Source organism: Streptomyces acidicola, assembly GCF_009377235.1.
Classification (GTDB): Bacteria; Actinomycetota; Actinomycetes; order Streptomycetales; family Streptomycetaceae; genus Streptomyces; species Streptomyces acidicola.
In genome coordinates this window covers 1-15337 of sequence record NZ_VMNX01000113.1, presented here as the reverse complement: position 1 = coordinate 15337, position 15337 = coordinate 1, and the positions used below count along the sequence as shown (strand labels likewise).

Here is a 15337-nt window from a genome sequence, read left to right as displayed (position 1 = left end):
ACGCGGCCGGGCCTGGCGTGAGGCCCGGACCCCGGACCCCCGGCCCCCCGGGGACACCCACACACCCGCACACGTGGACCCCCGGCACAGAGCTACCCGCCAGTAGTCGTCGCCGGGCGGCACGAAAGTTGCCGCTGTGACAGAAAGCACCACATGTGGCCGATTCCGTAGCGTGAGTGGCCAATCACACCTGGTTGAGAGTTGAAGGAGCAGGCCCCTACAGTCGGGTCCGCGCACGACCCGCATCCGGGCGAGCGAGAGACGACTCCTGCCCGCATGCGGCCGGCTGAGCGGCTTTCGGGAACGCACCCGCATCTCCCCGCACACCCCCGCACGTCCGCACCTCCCCGAGGCCGCTCGGACCCGCACGGCATTCGACACACCGGAAACACCGCCGCGTCCAACGGCATGTCATCCGTCTGACGAAACTGCCAGGAGGTCACCCCCCAATGCCTCTGCGCCATCTCACCCCCCACGACAGGGCCTTGTTCCACGAGTACGGCCGGGGTCCCGCCGTCCCCCTCCCGGACCCCCTCGTCCACCACGCGGTCGAACGGTGGGCCGCCGCCACTCCGGGCGCCGTCGCCGCCGAACACCAGGGCGCGACGATCACGTACGGCGAACTCGACCGGTACGCCGGCGCCCTCGCCGCCCGCCTGGTCCGCGAGGGCGTACGCCCCGGCGAACACGTCGGCCTCTTCGTACGCCGCTCGATCCCGATGCTCGTCGGCCTGCTCGGCACCCTCAAGGCGGGCGCCGCCTACGTCCCCCAGGACATCGGCCTGACGCCCCCGGCCCAGCTCGGCCACGTCATCCGCACCGCGGAGACCCGGGTGGTGCTCACCCTGCGGCAGTACGCGGACCGGGTGCCCCTGCCGCCGGGCCACCGCCTGATCGCGCTGGACGAGCCGCTGCCACAGGAGAACCTCTCCAGACCCGGTCCCGCCGTGGGCCGTCCTGTCGTGAACGTACGGCCCGACGACGGCTGCTACGTCCTGTTCACCTCGGGCACCACCGGCCGGCCCAACGGTGTGAAGGTCACCCACCGCAACGTCGCGAACTTACTCCTCACCGCACCCGGCGACCTGGGCATCCGCCCCGGCGACAGGGTGGCCCAGCTCCTCAACGTCGCCTTCGACATGGCCGCCTGGGAGATCCTCGGCTGCCTCACCCACGGCGGCACCCTCGCCATCCGCGGCAAGGACGTCGCGGCCACGGCCCGCACGGCGGACGTCATCGTCGCCACACCCACGGTGCTGTCCGGCATCGACCCGGTGAGCTGCCCGCGCGTACGGACCGTGGCGGTGGCGGGGGAGCCGTGCCCGCACCCGCTGGCGGACCGGTGGGCGGCACGGGCCACGTTCTACAACTGCTGCGGCCCCACCGAGACCACGATCGTGAACACGATGCGCCGCCACGACCCGTCCGCCCCGCTGCTGACGATCGGCCGCCCCACACCCAACAACACGGTGTACGTCCTCGACGCCCGCCGCCGCCCGGTCCCGATCGGCGAGCCCGGCGAGATGTGGGCGGGCGGGGACTGCGTGTCGGCGGGCTACCTGGACAACGACGAGCTGAACGCCGAACGGTACGCCCCCGACCCGTTCCTCGGCGGCGGCCACCGCATGTTCCGCACCCGCGACCTGGGCCGGTGGACCGCGGACGGCGAACTCGAACACCTCGGCCGCACCGACGACCAGGTCAAGGTGCGCGGCTTCCGCGTCGAACTCGACGCCGTGTCCTCCGTGCTGGAACGCGTCCCCGGCTGCGCCCGGGCGGTGACCCTGAAGCGTGACGCCCGCACCCTGGTGTCCTTCGTCTGCCCGGCCGAGGTCGACCCGGCGGCCGCACGCGACGCCGTGGCCGCCGCCCTGCCGTACTACTGCGTGCCGTCGGACGTCCTGCCGCTCCCCGCCCTCCCAGAGACCGACCGCGGCAAGATCGACAAACGGGCGCTGCTGCGGTTGGCGGAGGAACGCGAACGGGGCCGGGCGGCGGTGGCGCGGGATGACACGGCTGCCGCCCCGGTCCGTGCGGCGGTGGCGCGATGACCTCCTCGCCTCCGCGTACGGCAGGTACGGCAGGTACGGCACGTACGCAGGACACCGTCGAACTGCCCCCGCTCACCTCACGTCTCCGGCGCGCCCTCAAGCACCCGCGCCTGATGCACTACAACCGCCTCGCCGCCCTCGTGCTGCTGGCCAACCTGGTGTTCCTGTGGGCGAGCCGGCCCCTGCCCCCGCAGACCACGACCCTGGGCCACGCGGCCCTGGCGAACCTGGCGCTCGCGGTCCTCGTACGCCAGCAGTACGTCATCAACTTCCTCTTCCAGCTGGCCACTTGGGCCCCCACAACCTGGCCGCTCAAGGTGCGTTGGACGCTGGGGAAGGTGTACCACTTCGGCGGGCTGCACGTGGGCGGGGCGCTGGCGGGCAGCCTGTGGTTCGCCGCGCTGACGTTGCAGCTGACTGCGGAGGGAACGGACTTCCCGCTGACGACGGTGAGCTGGACCCTGATCGCGCTGCTGCTCCTGATCATCGCGACCGCGCTCCCACCCTTCCGCTCCCGCTTCCACGACCACTTCGAGAAGATCCACCGCTTCGGCGGCTGGACCGCGTTGGCGTTGTTCTGGACGCACACGATCCTGAGCGGCGAACGCGCGGGCCTCTGGGTCCTGGCGCTGATCACCTTCAGCGTGGCCCTGCCCTGGATGCGCCTGCGCAAGGTGGACGTCCGGATCGAACGCCCCTCCTCGCACGTGGTGCTGGCGCGCTTCGACCACGGCGACACCCCCTTCGCGGGCTCCTCCACGGCGATCAGCCGGGGCCCGCTGCGGGAATGGCACTCCTTCGCGAACGTGCCCGCACCCGGCGAGTCCGGCTTCCGGCTCACGATCTCGCGAGCGGGTGACTGGACGGGCGCGTTCATCGACGACAGACCGTCCCGGGTCTGGGTCAAGGGCATCACGACGGCCGGAGTGGCGAACATCGAGACCCTCTTCGAGAAGGTGGTCTACGTGGCGACGGGCAGCGGCATCGGCCCCTGCCTGCCGCACCTGCTCGCCGCGGAGGTCCCCTCCCGCCTCGTCTGGGCGACCCGCAGCCCCCGTACGACCTACGGCGACGCCCTCGTCGACGAGATCCTCGCGGTCCAGCCGCACGCCCTGATCTGGGACACGTCCCTGCACGGCAAACCCGACATGGTGCGCCTCGCCCACGCCGCGTACCGGGACTTCGGCGCCGAGGCGGTCATCTGCATCTCCAACAAGAAGCTCACGTGGCAGGTGGTGCACGGCCTGGAACGACGCGGAATACCGGCGTACGGAGCGATCTGGGACTCGTGACGGCCAGGTAAGGAAGGAAACTTCATGAACACCATCAAGATCGAACGCCACAACCGCGTGGTCACGGTACGGCTCCACCGCCCGCACGTCCTGAACGCGCTGAGCGGTGAGCTGATGACCGAACTCCTGGACGCTCTCCGCCCCTTGGACGCGGACCCGGAGGTCGGCTGCTTCGTGGTGACCGGCTCGGAGAAGGTCTTCGCGGCCGGGGCGGACATCAGGGAGATGTCCGGGAAGTCGGCCGTGGACATGGCGGCGGAGGACTACTTTGCCGGCTGGGAGGAGTTCGCGAGCTTCCGCACGCCCAGGATCGCGGCGGTCAACGGCTACGCCCTGGGCGGCGGCTGCGAACTCGTGATGATGTGCGACCTGGTCATCGCGGGCGAGTCGGCGGTCTTCGGCCAGCCCGAGATCAAGCTGGGCGTGATCCCCGGCATCGGCGGCACGCAACGGCTGACGCGCCTGGTGGGCCGTGCCAAGGCCATGGACCTGATCCTCACGGGCCGCACGATGGACGCACACGAGGCGGAACGCTCCGGCCTGGTGTCACGGGTGGTCCCCGACGACCGGGTCCTGCCCACAGCCACGGAGGCCGCGGCCACCGTCGCCGCGTACGGGACCCCCGCGGTCCGGGCGGCCCGCGAATGCGTCGACCGCGCACTGGAGACGGGGCTCACGGAGGGCACCCTCTTCGAACGCCGTGTGTTCCACGCGTTGTTCGCGACGGAGGACCAGAAGGAGGGCATGAGCGCGTTCCTGGAGAAGAGGGAGCCGAACTTCAGAGGCTGCTGACACGCGGGGCCGGCCACCGGGTTCCCCGTGCTGGAGGCCGGCCCCCGAAACGGGCCCGGGGCGGGACCCCGAAGAGGGCGGAAGCGGAGCCCGGGATCGGCCCCGCTTCCGCAGGGCCCCATGGCCCCCATGGCCCTGGTGGGCAGTGCTGGTCAGCGCGTCCGGTAGGCCGCCGTCACCTCCACCTCGACGAGCCAGCCCTGCACCGCCAAGGAGGCGACCTCCATCGTTGCCCGTGCCGGCCGGGCCTTGTTGGTGAGGAGCGGCGGCTTGGCGGCCGAAGTGCCCATGGGTACGGGTACCACCTCGTTCGACTTCAGGTCGACGTTGGCGAAGTACTGCCGGTACGCCCGGTTCCAGCCCGCGTAGTCGGCGCTCTCGGAGCCCGGCGGTTTCATCAGATAGCACTTCATCGTGATGACATCGGCCGGTGTCAGGCCCGCGGCTTCGAGGTTCGTCTTGATGTTGCGCAGCACGACGAGGGCCTGCGCCTCGGTGATCGTGACGCCTTCCGCCCCCTCGGTGAGGGAGGGGTCCGTATAGCGCTCCGGCGTGCCCGCCGGCGCGGCGGGATTGAGCGCGGAGGGGCCGAGGCCGCTGCTCTGGTAGGAGGCCACGTCTCTGCCGGTCGCCACGCCGTTGGCGATGGACGGGTTGGACACGCCGTCGGGCAGCATGACGCGTACCTGCTTCGGGTCGGGCCACCAGCCTCGCCCCTCGGCCAGCGCGGTACCGCCGGTGAGGAGCGAACCGGTCAGAGCCGCACCGACCAGTACCTTCGTACGACGCTTCATGCGGACATCACCCTCTCGTGGATCTCGGTCACGACCTTGCGGGCCGAGGAGAACGCGCCGTGCTGCCAGGCGATGACGTGGCTGAGCCAGTCGCCGGCGAAGTAGACGTGGCCCGCGGGCTTGTTGAGCAGGGCGTACTCCGGGCCGCTCTGCGAGGGCCAGCCCACCCAGCCCGCCTCGATGTGGGGCGTACGGTGCCAGGCCACGCTGAAGGACCGGTCGAGTTCGGTGCGGTACTTGTCGCCGTGGATCTTCACGCCCCGGCTCACTGCCCGTTCGACGCGCTCCGCGTGCGACAGGTCGCTGTACGCGATGGCGTTGGCGCCGAAGTTGTAGTAGCCGATGAGCGTGCCGCGGCGGCCCTGGTAGCCGTACGAGGGGTACCAGATGGTGGACAGGTCCGTGTCGGTCGGCGTGATGCCGCCGTATATGTGCTGGTCCTTCTCCCACCAGCGGCTTCGGTACTCAAGCCCGACCTTGCCGACGGGGGTCGGGACGGGGTACTTCAGCGCCGCGGTGATGTCGGAGCCCAGGTTGTGCTTGATCCGGGCCATGACCATGGGCGGGACGGCCGCCACGACGAAGTCGGCGCGCTGGGTGCGGGTCCGGCCATGCGCGTCCTGGTAGGTGACCTCGGCGCCGTCCTGGAGGTCATTGACCTCCAGGGCCTTGGCGCCGTAGGTGATCCGGTCCCGGCCGACGGCCTTCGCGAGCGCGTACGGGATCGCGTCCATGCCACCCACCGGCTGGAACATCAGCATGGCCTGGTCGTAGCCGAACTCGAACGAGAAGCGCTGCCCGACGCCGCTCGCGATGACGTCCGACAGCGACGGCACCGCGCCGAGGACCTTGCCCTCCTGGAAGGCCGCACCCGGCTCGACCGAGTAGCCGCGCCGGTCGGTGCCCGTGTAGGCGTAGTTGTCGGCCTTGCCCTTGATGGCGCCGAAGTTCTGAAGGAACGCGATCAGCCTCTCCTTGTCGGCGGCAGTCAGTTCCTTGTCGAGGGCCCCCCGGTCCGTGGCCTTGGCGAGCAGTTCGGAGACATAGCCGTAGACGTCGGCCTTCGCGGTACGCCAGCGGATCGGATTCCCCGCCAGCGCGTCGCTCTTCTCGTGGTAGATGTACGCGTTGGCGTTCTGATTGGTGAACACCTCGAGCGGCACGCCGAGTTCGCGACAGTAGTCGAGCGTCACATGGGACTGCGGCAGCCGGGCCGGTCCCGCGTTCATGTACTGGCCCTCGGTGAACGACGCCGTCTGGGTGCGCCCGTCCAGATCGGTCAGTCCCGTGCCGCCGCGGACCGTCCAGTTGCGGCCGCCGGGGCGGTCCTTCGCTTCCAGGATCCGGCAGTCGTAACCGGCCTTGCCGAGCTCGTAGGCCGTCGCCAGGCCGGCTATGCCGCCGCCGAGTACGAGGACCTTCCGTCCGCTCCGTCCGGTCAGCGCGAAGTCGCTCCGCTGGGGCGCCCGGTACTCCGCGGCCCGTACGTCCGGGACGGGCGCCAGACCCAGGGCCCCCATGGCCGAGTACAGCACTCCGGCGCCGCCCGCGACACCGACGGATCTCAGGAAGTTGCGGCGAGATGCCTGTTGAGCCATTCGTTCCTCCCTTGCCGGCGCCCGCGGCACGGGGTTGGCCGGGGCGCATCGTTCTAGCCCGTAGCCCGGCCACATGGGGGGTGTGTTGCTGGTGGGAGCGGAAGGCCCCCTCAGCCTTCGTTTGAGGTGTTGCAATGCCATGTCCATGGCGTAACCATCCATGTTGTGGCATGAACATGCGGGGTTGCTCGCCAGGCGAGGACTGCTGCTCCGAGGCTGCGCGAGACCGGAATACGGCGAACAGCCGCTTGGGGCAGGAGAGAAGAGCAAAGACGCTGGTAGACCGAGGGGGCCGCGCGGCTGTGGCCCTCGTGGAGGTGCGGGCCCTGGGCGCAGCCGGCAGAGCGGCCGCGTCCTTCGCCGCCGGAGGGCCCGGACCGTGCCCTGGACGCCGGTCGGGGGGTAGCCGGCGGCAACCGTGGTGCTGGTGCTGGTGCTGGTGCTGGCTGCTCGAGCGTGCCGCCGTTCTCCGCTTCCAGACCCCCGGGAGCCGCCCCACGACCTACCGCGCAGACCCCAACGCCCGCTCCACCCCCGACTCCTTCGGCCCCAGGAACCGCGGATCCGGCTCGAACGCCACGTCCACCGCCGCCTTCCCCGCAGCGAAGATCTCCCGCACACCCCCGTAGTACCAGGTCACATTGTGCCGATCAGCAACCCCGACCCCGTACGACCGCACCCCCGCCTCCTCACACAGAGCAACCGCCCGCCGTATGTGGAACCCCTGACTGATGAGCACCGCCCGATCCACTCCGAAGATCTTCCTGGCCCGCACACACGAGTCCCACGTGTCGAACCCGGCGTAGTCACTCACGATGCGCGCATCAGGAACGCCCCGTTCCGTCAGATACGCCCGCATCGCATCCGGCTCGTCGTAGTCCTCACGGCTGTTGTCCCCACTTACGAGCACGACCTCGATACGCCCCGCCCGATACAGCTCCGCCGCCGCGTCCAGCCGACGAGCGAGGGGCGGCGAGGGCTCGCCGTCCCGCAGCCCGGCGCCGAACACCACGGCCACATCGGTCCGCGGCACGCTGTCGGTCGTCCGCAACCGGTCGCCCGCCGCGACGAAAACCCACGTCGCCGGCAGCAGCGCCAGCACACACAGCACCATCACCAACTGCACGGCCCGCCGTTGCCCGGCACGGGTACGCGGCAGCCGCGGCCGGCGGAGACGGAGGCCGGACGGCCACCGGAGCTTCGGGCGCGGCAGGTGCATGACGACAACCCCCCTGGGGCCTGATACCTCTGACACCCCTGAGACCTGATACGAGTGTTCGGCCGGTTTCCGCCACCTCGACAGCTCCCGCCGTTTCGATCAACGAAGACGCCGCACACAGCGATCCGGTTCGCCCCACGACGTGACCAGGTTCACTCTCGGTGAACAAAACCGCAGGTCACCGCACCTCACACAGTCCGGTCACCGCACCGTGAACCCCCGGAAAACACCTGACATACCTATGCAACGGCTTGGCAACGTCCTGCCGCGACGATCGGTTCATGAAGGCGACGCGTAAGCCAGGCGCTCCCCGGGACGAGTCCAAGCCCAGCCCCGGCGGCCAGCCGCTCCGTGGCGCTCACCTGCTCAGCCTCGTCGCGCCCGACGGGACCCGGCGCCCCGCCCCACCGCCCGCGCTCGTCCTCGTGGCACACGGCAGCCGCGACCCGCGCACCCTCGCCACCGTGCACACCCTCATCGACCGAGTGCGCGAGCTGCGGCCCGGCCTGCCCGTGCACCTCGGGCACATCGAGCTCAACGAGCCCCTGCTGCCCGACACCCTCGGCACACTCGCCACCCTCGGCGACCAGGAGGCGGACGGCGCCGTCCTCGTACCGCTGCTCCTGAGCCGCGGCTACCACGTCAAGCAGGACATCCCCCAGATGGCGGCCGAGTCCGGGGTGCGTACCCGGCTCGCAGCGCCCCTGGGCCCGCACTCCCTGCTCGTGGACACTCTGTACGAGCGGCTCGTCGAGGCCGGCTGGCACACGCCGAGGACCGGGGCCGAGCGCCGTTCGAGCGGCGTCGTACTCGCCGCCGCGGGCTCCCGCGACCCCGACGCGGCCGTGGACACGCACCGTACCGCTGAACTCCTCGCCGAACGCCTCGGCGTCCCGGTCCTGCCCGCGTACGCCTCCGCCGCCGCACCCACGGTCCCGGAGGCGGTACGCGCCCTGGCCGCCCGTGGCCGCCACCGGGTCGCCGTCGCCTCCTACTTCACCGCACCCGGCCGCTTCGCCACCGAATGCGCCGACGCGGCCCCCTGGATCGCCGCCGCCCCCCTCGGCGCCCACCCGGCGATGGCCCGCCTGGTCCTGCACCGCTACGACGAGGCCGCGAGGTTCCCGGCGGGCGCGACGGAACCAGCACTGGCCACGGCCTGACGCCACGCCCCGCTTGTCCGGACCGCAACGCCCCGTTTGTCGGTGCCTGCGTTTACTGTCGGGACATGGAAGGCACCCCACCCAAGGCAGAAGGCACCCACCAGACCCACGAGAACACCATCGCGCCCGACGCATACGACGAGACCGCCGTCGAACGATGGGCAGCGGAACCCGACAAACGCCCCGGCCGCACCGCCTTCCAACGCGACCGCGCGCGCGTACTGCACTCCGCGGCGCTGCGCCGCCTGGCCGGCAAGACCCAGGTCGTCACACCGGGCACCCGGAGCCAGGCCTGGGACGCCAGCCCCCGCACCCGCCTCACCCACTCCCTGGAGTGCGCCCAGGTCGGCCGCGAGCTCGGCGCCGCCCTCGGTTGCGACCCCGACCTCGTCGAGGCCGCCTGTCTCTCCCATGACCTCGGTCATCCGCCCTTCGGCCACAACGGCGAACTGGTGCTGAACGAGTTCGCGGAGGACTGTGGCGGCTTCGAGGGCAACGCCCAGTCCCTGAGGCTCCTCACCCGCATCGAACCCAAACGCTTCACCCCGGAGGGTTCCGTCGGCCTCAACCTCACCCGCGCCGCCCTCGACGCCGCCACCAAGTACCCCTGGCCGCGCGGCGCTCACCCCACCGAACCCGCCTCCCGGAAGTTCGGCGTCTACGAGGACGACCGGCCGGTCTTCGACTGGATCCGCAAGGGCGCCCCCGAGCACCGCACCTGCTTCGAGGCCCAGGTCATGGACTGGTCGGACGACGTGGCGTACTCGGTGCACGACTTCGAGGACGGTCTGCACGCGGGCCACATCGACCCGGGCGCCCTGCACGCCGAGCCCGAGCGGCAGTCGGTCTTCGCCGTCGCCCTCGGCCGGTACGTCCCCGCCGACACGGACCCCGCCGAGCTCGCCGAGGCCCTCGACCGCCTACTCGGCCAGGAGTGGTGGCCGCACGGCTACGACGGCACGGCCGTCGCGCAGGCCGGCCTCAAGGACGCCACGAGCCAGCTCATCGGCCGTTTCTGCCTGGCCGCCGAGGGCGCGACCCGGACGGCGTACGGCAGCGGACGGCTCACGCGGTACGGGGCGGAACTGGTCGTCCCGCGCGAGGCCCGGCTGGAGTGCGCCGTGCTCAAGGCCGTCGCCGACCGGTACGTCATGCAGCGCGCCGAGCAGGAACGTCTCCGCGCCGACCAGCGGATCGTCGTCGCCGAGCTCGCCGAGGCACTCACCGCCCGCGCACCGGACGGACTCGAACCACAGTTCCGTGCCCTGTTCGAGGAGGCGGCCGACGACCGCGCCCGCAAGCGCGTGATTGTCGATCAGATCGCCTCCCTCACCGACGCCTCGGCCCGCACATTGCACACGACACTCACCGGGCACATGTGACACCAGTGACCCTGGAGGGGGACAGGCGTGACCCTGCGTGGCCTGATCGGGCCACTCCCTCTTCCCGCATCACGCTCCGTGCGGGACGCTCGCATGTGGCGACATCCGCAATGTTCAACTGGCGCAATGTTCATCCGGGGGTCACCCCGGACCGGCAGGAGGTAGCAAGTGGTCGACGCGGATCAGACATTCGTCATCGTCGGAGGAGGACTGGCCGGCGCCAAGGCGGCCGAGACGCTCCGGGCGGAGGGCTTCACCGGCCGCGTGATACTGATCTGCGACGAACGCGATCACCCGTACGAGCGCCCTCCTCTCTCCAAGGGCTATCTGCTGGGCAAGGACGAGCGCGACAGCGTCTTCGTCCACGAGCCCTCCTGGTACGCACGGAACGACATCGAGCTGCACCTCGGCCAGACCGTCGACGCCATCGACCGCGCCGCGCGCACCGTCCGCTTCGGTGACGACGGCACTCTCGTCCACTACGACAGGCTGCTCCTCGCGACCGGCGCCGAGCCGCGCCGCCTCGACATCCCCGGCACGGACCTGGCCGGCGTCCACCACCTGCGCCGCCTCGCCCACGCCGACCGTCTCAAGGGCGTACTCCAGGCGCTCGGCCGCGACAACGGCCACCTCGTGATCGCGGGCGCCGGCTGGATCGGCCTGGAGGTCGCGGCGGCCGCCCGCGAGTACGGCGCGGAGGTCACGGTCGTCGAACCGGAGGCCACCCCGCTGTACGCCGTACTCGGCCCCGAGGTCGGGGGTCTCTTCGCCGAGCTGCACCGCGAGCACGGCGTGCGCTTCCACTTCGGCGCGCGGCTCACCGAGATCGTGGGCCAGGACGGCATGGTGCTGGCCGCGCGTACGGACACGGGGGAGGAGCATCCGGCGCATGACGTGCTCGCCGCGATCGGCGCCGCCCCACGAGTCGCTCTCGCGGAGGCCGCGGGGCTGGAGCTGGCCGATCGCGCGCACGGCGGAGGCATCGTGGTGGACGAGCGGCTGCGCACGTCCGATCCCCATGTCTACGCGGCCGGGGACGTGGCCTCCTTCCCCCTCGCCCTGTTCGACACCCGGCTGCGGGTGGAGCACTGGGCGAACGCGCTCAACGGCGGCCCCGCCGCCGCACGGGCGATGCTGGACCAGGACGTCACCTACGATCGCGTGCCCTACTTCTTCACCGACCAGTACGACCTGGGGATGGAGTACTCCGGGTGGGCGCCGCCCGGGTCGTACGACGAGGTGGTGATCCGCGGGGACGTGGGGAAGCGGGAGTTCATCGCGTTCTGGGTGCGGGAAGGCAGGGTGCTCGCAGGCATGAATGTGAATGTGTGGGATGTCACTGAGCCGATTCAGCGCCTGATCCGGTCCCGGACGCCGGTGGACACGGAGGCGTTGGCGGACCCGCACGTGTCGTTGGAGAGCCTGGTCGCCTAGGGCCGGTCCGGCATGATCCGCCGGACAGGCCCTGAAGTCCGCCGGACAGGGTCCTGGAGTCCGCCGGACAGGCCCTGGCTCCGCCGGGTCCGCGCCGTCAGCTCCGCGCCCCCGAAGCGGTCCTCCTGTGCCCCGGACTGTGCCCCGGATGTGTCTGCGCTCCCCCGTAGAATCACCCCGTGGCAGGACGGATCAACGACGAGGACGTGAAGGCGGTTCGGGACGCGGTCCCGATCGACGCCGTGGTGTCCGAGTATCTCCAGCTGCGGGGCGCCGGCGGGGGAAACCTCAAGGGTCTGTGCCCCTTCCACGACGAGAAGTCGCCGTCCTTCCAGGTCAGCCCGAGCAAGGGGCTCTTCCACTGCTTCGGCTGCCAGGAGGGCGGCGACACCATCACGTTCGTGATGAAGGTCGACCACCTCTCCTTCTCCGAGGCGGTCGAGCGCCTCGCCGCGCAGGCCGGCATCACGCTGCGGTACGAGGAGGGCGGGTACAACCCGTCCCACCAGCGCGGCGAGCGCATCCGGCTGGTCGAGGCCCACAAGATCGCCGCAGAGTGGTACGCCGAGCAGCTCGCCACGAGCCCCGAGGCCGACACCGGCCGGATCTTCCTCGCCGAGCGCGGCTTCGACCAGGCCGCCGCCGTCCACTTCGGCGTCGGCTACAGCCCCCAGGGCTGGGACCACCTCACCCGCTACCTCCGCGGCAAGGGCTTCACCGACAAGGAGCTGCTGCTCTCCGGGCTGTCGCAGGAGGGCCGCCGTGGCCCCATCGACCGCTTCCGCGGCCGCCTGATGTGGCCCATCCGCGACATCGGTGGCGAGGTCGTCGGCTTCGGCGCCCGCAAGCTGTACGAGGCGGACAACGGCCCCAAGTACCTGAACACCCCCGAGACGGCCATCTACAAGAAGTCCCAGGTCCTCTACGGCATCGACCTCGCGAAGAAGGAGATCGCCAAGACCAGCCGGGCAGTCGTCGTCGAGGGCTACACGGACGTCATGGCCTGCCACCTCGCGGGCGTCACGACCGCCATAGCGACCTGCGGCACGGCCTTCGGCGGCGAGCACATCAAGATCCTCCGCCGTCTGCTGATGGACAACGGCAGCGCCCGTGTGATCTTCACCTTCGACGGCGACGCGGCCGGTCAGAAGGCGGCCCTGCGCGCCTTCGAGGACGACCAGAAGTTCGCCGCCGAGACGTACATCGCCATCGCACCGGACGGCATGGACCCGTGCGAGCTGCGGCTGGAGAAGGGTGACGTGGCGGTCGCGGAGCTGGCCGAACCACGCACCCCGCTCTTCGAGTTCGCGCTGCGCCAGATCGTGGCGCGCTACGACCTGGAAACCCCGGCGGGACGCGCCGGGGCTCTCGACGAGGCGGCACCGATCGTCGCCCGGATCAAGAACAGCGGTGCCCAGCACGAGGTCGCGGTGCAGCTCGCGGGCATGCTCGGCATCCTCGACACACAGTTCGTGGTCAAGCGGGTGGCCCAGCTGGCGCGGTGGGCCCGCGAGCGCGGCGGCAGACCGCCCACGCCGGGCTCGCGCACGCCCCAGCAGTACGAGGCCGCCCCCCGCCCCACCACGAGCGGCCCCGCGCTCACCCTCCGCAACCCCGTCTACGCCACCGAACGCGAACTGCTCAAACTGGCCCTCCAGCGCCCGGAGCTGGTCTCACCGGCGTTCGACGCGTACGGGGTCGACGAGTTCACCGCCGCACCGTACGCCGCCGTGCGCCAGGCCATCATGGACGCCGGCGGCGCCGACTTCGGCACGCAGGACCCGCAGGAGTACCTGGTCCAGGTCCGTGAGGTCGCACCGGACGACACGGTGCGGGCCATGGTGACCGAGCTCGCGGTCGAGGCCATCATGCGCAAGACGGTCGACGAGGTGTACGCGGGCGAGCAGTTGGTCACCGTCCGCAGGCGCGCCGTGGAGCGCCGCGTCCATGACGTCCAGGGCGCCCTGACCCGCCTCGGCCAGCACGCCGACCCGGCCCGGTTCGCCTCCGTGCAGAACGAGTTGTGGGTCCTCCAGCAGTACGACCAGGCGCTGCGGGAGCGGGGCGCGGAGGCGCTCTGACGTATGCGTCAGTGAGCGGAACCGTATGACGGCCGTGCGGTCCCCGCGCGCACAGGCCGATTACGTACGCCCTTCACGCTGCTTCACGCCCGCTCAGCGGCGCACTCGTACGTCAGGGTAACCGGGCGGTCACGGACCGGACGCAAAAAGTCACCGCACGCCCCTCGTGGCGGCGATGTGTCGTACTCCACACTGGGTTCCGGTGCCTGAGTCCTCGGAGCGCGGCCGACCCGCCCCCGCGGGTCCGAGATCCCCCGCGGTTCCGCTCAATGACTGAGGGGTGGACGGCGGGTGAGGCCGTCGCCATCCCCGACGTACCGCTGCCGCACGTTCCAGCAGCGACATTCCTGGAGGTCGCCCCCGTGCAGACCCAGACCCTCGCACAGAACGAGATCAGTACGGACAGTACGGAGCCCGAAGCGGAGACCGCCGTCATCACGGCGGTACCGGTGGCGGCCGTGGAGCCAGTGGAACCCGTGGAGTCCGTGGAGCCCGTGGGGCCCCTGGAACCCGTGGAGCTGCCGCGCGTTCGCACCGACACCACCGCGCCCTCCTCGGACCTGTTCCGCCAGTACCTGCGTGAGATCGGCCGCATACCGCTGCTCACGGCCGCCGAGGAGGTCGAGCTGGCCCGGCGCGTCGAGGCCGGCCTGTTCGCCGAGGAGAAGCTCGGCAGCACCCCCGACCTGGACACCCAACTGGCCCTGGACCTCGACAGGTTGGTCGTGATGGGCCGGATGGCCAAGCGGCGGCTGATCGAGGCGAACCTCCGGCTGGTCGTGTCGGTGGCGAAGCGGTACGTCGGGCGCGGGCTGACGATGCTGGACCTGGTGCAGGAGGGAAACCTGGGCCTGATCAGGGCCGTCGAGAAGTTCGACTACGCCAGGGGCTACAAGTTCTCGACCTACGCCACGTGGTGGATCCGCCAGGCCATGTCCCGGGCCCTGGCGGATCAGGCCCGTACGATCCGGGTCCCGGTACACGTGGTGGAACTGATCAACCGGGTGGTCCGCGTGCAGCGCCGCATGCTGCAGGAGCGCGGTTACGAACCCACGCCGGAAGAGGTCGCCGTCCACCTCGACCTGCCCAGCGAGCGCGTCAGCGAGGTCCTCCGCCTCGCCCAGGAACCCGTGTCCCTCCACGCCCCCGTGGGCGAGGAGGACGACGTGGCCCTGGGCGACCTCATCGAGGACGGCGACGCGGCGAGCCCGGTGGAGTCCGCGGCCTTCCTGCTCCTGCGGGAACACCTGGAAGCGGTCCTCTCGACGCTGGGAGAACGCGAACGCAAGGTCGTCCAGCTCCGCTACGGGCTGGCCGACGGGCGTCCGCGCACGCTGGAGGAGATAGGCCGCATCTTCGGCGTCACGAGGGAACGCATCCGCCAGATCGAATCCAAAACCCTCAACAAACTGAGGGACCACGCCTTCGCAGACCAGCTACGGGGCTACCTGGACTGACCGGGGGTGTTTCTCGCCCCCGCCGCCCCTACCCGTTCCCGTTCCTTCCCTGGGGGCTGCCGCCCCCAGACCCC

Annotated in this window: 11 protein-coding genes; 8 read left to right on the top strand and 3 right to left on the bottom strand. The window is 70.9% G+C overall.

The genetic code is table 11. From position 1 onward, the window contains the following. Positions 1-449 precede the first annotated feature (449 nt). Genes FPZ41_RS26315 through FPZ41_RS26305 form a run of 3 tightly spaced genes read left to right on the top strand, consistent with a single transcriptional unit; the run spans position 450 to position 4135 of the window. A complete protein-coding gene (locus FPZ41_RS26315) occupies positions 450-2051 on the top strand; it encodes an amino acid adenylation domain-containing protein (RefSeq protein WP_152866168.1) in 1602 nt (533 codons plus the stop codon). Then, positions 2048-3343 (top strand): ferredoxin reductase domain-containing protein, encoded by a 1296-nt coding sequence (locus FPZ41_RS26310; protein ID WP_152866167.1) that lies wholly within the window; start codon positions 2048-2050, stop codon positions 3341-3343. Before FPZ41_RS26315 ends, FPZ41_RS26310 begins: the two co-directional genes overlap by 4 nt. A 24-nt stretch (positions 3344-3367) precedes the next feature. Next, the gene (locus tag FPZ41_RS26305; protein WP_152866166.1) at positions 3368-4135 is read left to right on the top strand and encodes an enoyl-CoA hydratase-related protein; all 768 of its coding nucleotides are present in this window, start codon (positions 3368-3370) and stop codon (positions 4133-4135) included. 152 nt (positions 4136-4287) lie between these two features. On the opposite strand, the gene FPZ41_RS26300 is transcribed toward FPZ41_RS26305, so the two are convergent. From FPZ41_RS26300 to FPZ41_RS26290, 3 genes are all read right to left on the bottom strand, one after another. Further along, positions 4288-4929 carry a Rid family hydrolase gene (locus FPZ41_RS26300; protein ID WP_152866165.1) on the bottom strand — a complete coding sequence of 214 codons (642 nt, stop codon included), beginning with the start codon at positions 4927-4929 and terminating at the stop codon, positions 4288-4290. Beyond that, positions 4926-6527, bottom strand: coding sequence for a flavin monoamine oxidase family protein (locus tag FPZ41_RS26295; protein WP_152866164.1), 1602 nt, complete (start codon positions 6525-6527; stop codon positions 4926-4928). The genes FPZ41_RS26300 and FPZ41_RS26295 overlap by 4 nt, the downstream gene beginning before the upstream one ends. A gap of 502 nt (positions 6528-7029) precedes the next feature. Continuing rightward, positions 7030-7746, bottom strand: coding sequence for a SanA/YdcF family protein (locus tag FPZ41_RS26290; RefSeq protein WP_152866163.1), 717 nt, complete (start codon positions 7744-7746; stop codon positions 7030-7032). A 281-nt stretch (positions 7747-8027) separates the two neighbouring features. Here FPZ41_RS26290 and FPZ41_RS26285 point away from each other — a divergent pair, with 281 nt between their 5' ends. The 5 genes from FPZ41_RS26285 to FPZ41_RS26265 all read left to right on the top strand — a co-directional run bounded on the left by FPZ41_RS26285 (position 8028) and on the right by FPZ41_RS26265 (position 15263). Beyond that, positions 8028-8909: a sirohydrochlorin chelatase gene (locus tag FPZ41_RS26285; protein WP_152866162.1), complete on the top strand. Its 882-nt coding sequence runs from the start codon at positions 8028-8030 to the stop codon at positions 8907-8909. A 65-nt stretch (positions 8910-8974) separates the two neighbouring features. Then, positions 8975-10291, top strand: a complete 1317-nt coding sequence (locus FPZ41_RS26280) for a deoxyguanosinetriphosphate triphosphohydrolase (RefSeq protein WP_152866161.1) — start codon at positions 8975-8977, stop codon at positions 10289-10291. Between the two features lie 168 nt (positions 10292-10459). Next, complete coding sequence (locus FPZ41_RS26275) at positions 10460-11725, top strand: NAD(P)/FAD-dependent oxidoreductase (RefSeq protein ID WP_131569822.1); 1266 nt, start codon at positions 10460-10462, stop codon at positions 11723-11725. A gap of 179 nt (positions 11726-11904) precedes the next feature. Continuing rightward, entirely contained in the window at positions 11905-13806 is a 1902-nt protein-coding gene (dnaG, locus tag FPZ41_RS26270) for a DNA primase (protein WP_322620744.1), read from the top strand. A gap of 269 nt (positions 13807-14075) precedes the next feature. Continuing rightward, positions 14076-15263, top strand: a complete 1188-nt coding sequence (locus tag FPZ41_RS26265) for an RNA polymerase sigma factor (RefSeq protein WP_152866160.1) — start codon at positions 14076-14078, stop codon at positions 15261-15263. Positions 15264-15337 lie beyond the last annotated feature (74 nt).

Bases quoted from the DNA above. Each gene is read 5' to 3' on its own strand.
- FPZ41_RS26290 (WP_152866163.1), bottom strand. From the start codon at position 7,746: ATGCACCTGCCGCGCCCGAAGCTCCGGTGGCCGTCCGGCCTCCGTCTC.
- FPZ41_RS26305 (WP_152866166.1), top strand. From the start codon at position 3,368: ATGAACACCATCAAGATCGAACGCCACAACCGCGTGGTCACGGTACGG.
- FPZ41_RS26295 (WP_152866164.1), bottom strand. From the start codon at position 6,527: ATGGCTCAACAGGCATCTCGCCGCAACTTCCTGAGATCCGTCGGTGTC.
- FPZ41_RS26285 (WP_152866162.1), top strand. From the start codon at position 8,028: ATGAAGGCGACGCGTAAGCCAGGCGCTCCCCGGGACGAGTCCAAGCCC.
- FPZ41_RS26280 (WP_152866161.1), top strand. From the start codon at position 8,975: ATGGAAGGCACCCCACCCAAGGCAGAAGGCACCCACCAGACCCACGAG.
- FPZ41_RS26265 (WP_152866160.1), top strand. From the start codon at position 14,076: ATGACTGAGGGGTGGACGGCGGGTGAGGCCGTCGCCATCCCCGACGTA.
- FPZ41_RS26310 (WP_152866167.1), top strand. From the start codon at position 2,048: ATGACCTCCTCGCCTCCGCGTACGGCAGGTACGGCAGGTACGGCACGT.
- FPZ41_RS26315 (WP_152866168.1), top strand. From the start codon at position 450: ATGCCTCTGCGCCATCTCACCCCCCACGACAGGGCCTTGTTCCACGAG.
- FPZ41_RS26300 (WP_152866165.1), bottom strand. From the start codon at position 4,929: ATGAAGCGTCGTACGAAGGTACTGGTCGGTGCGGCTCTGACCGGTTCG.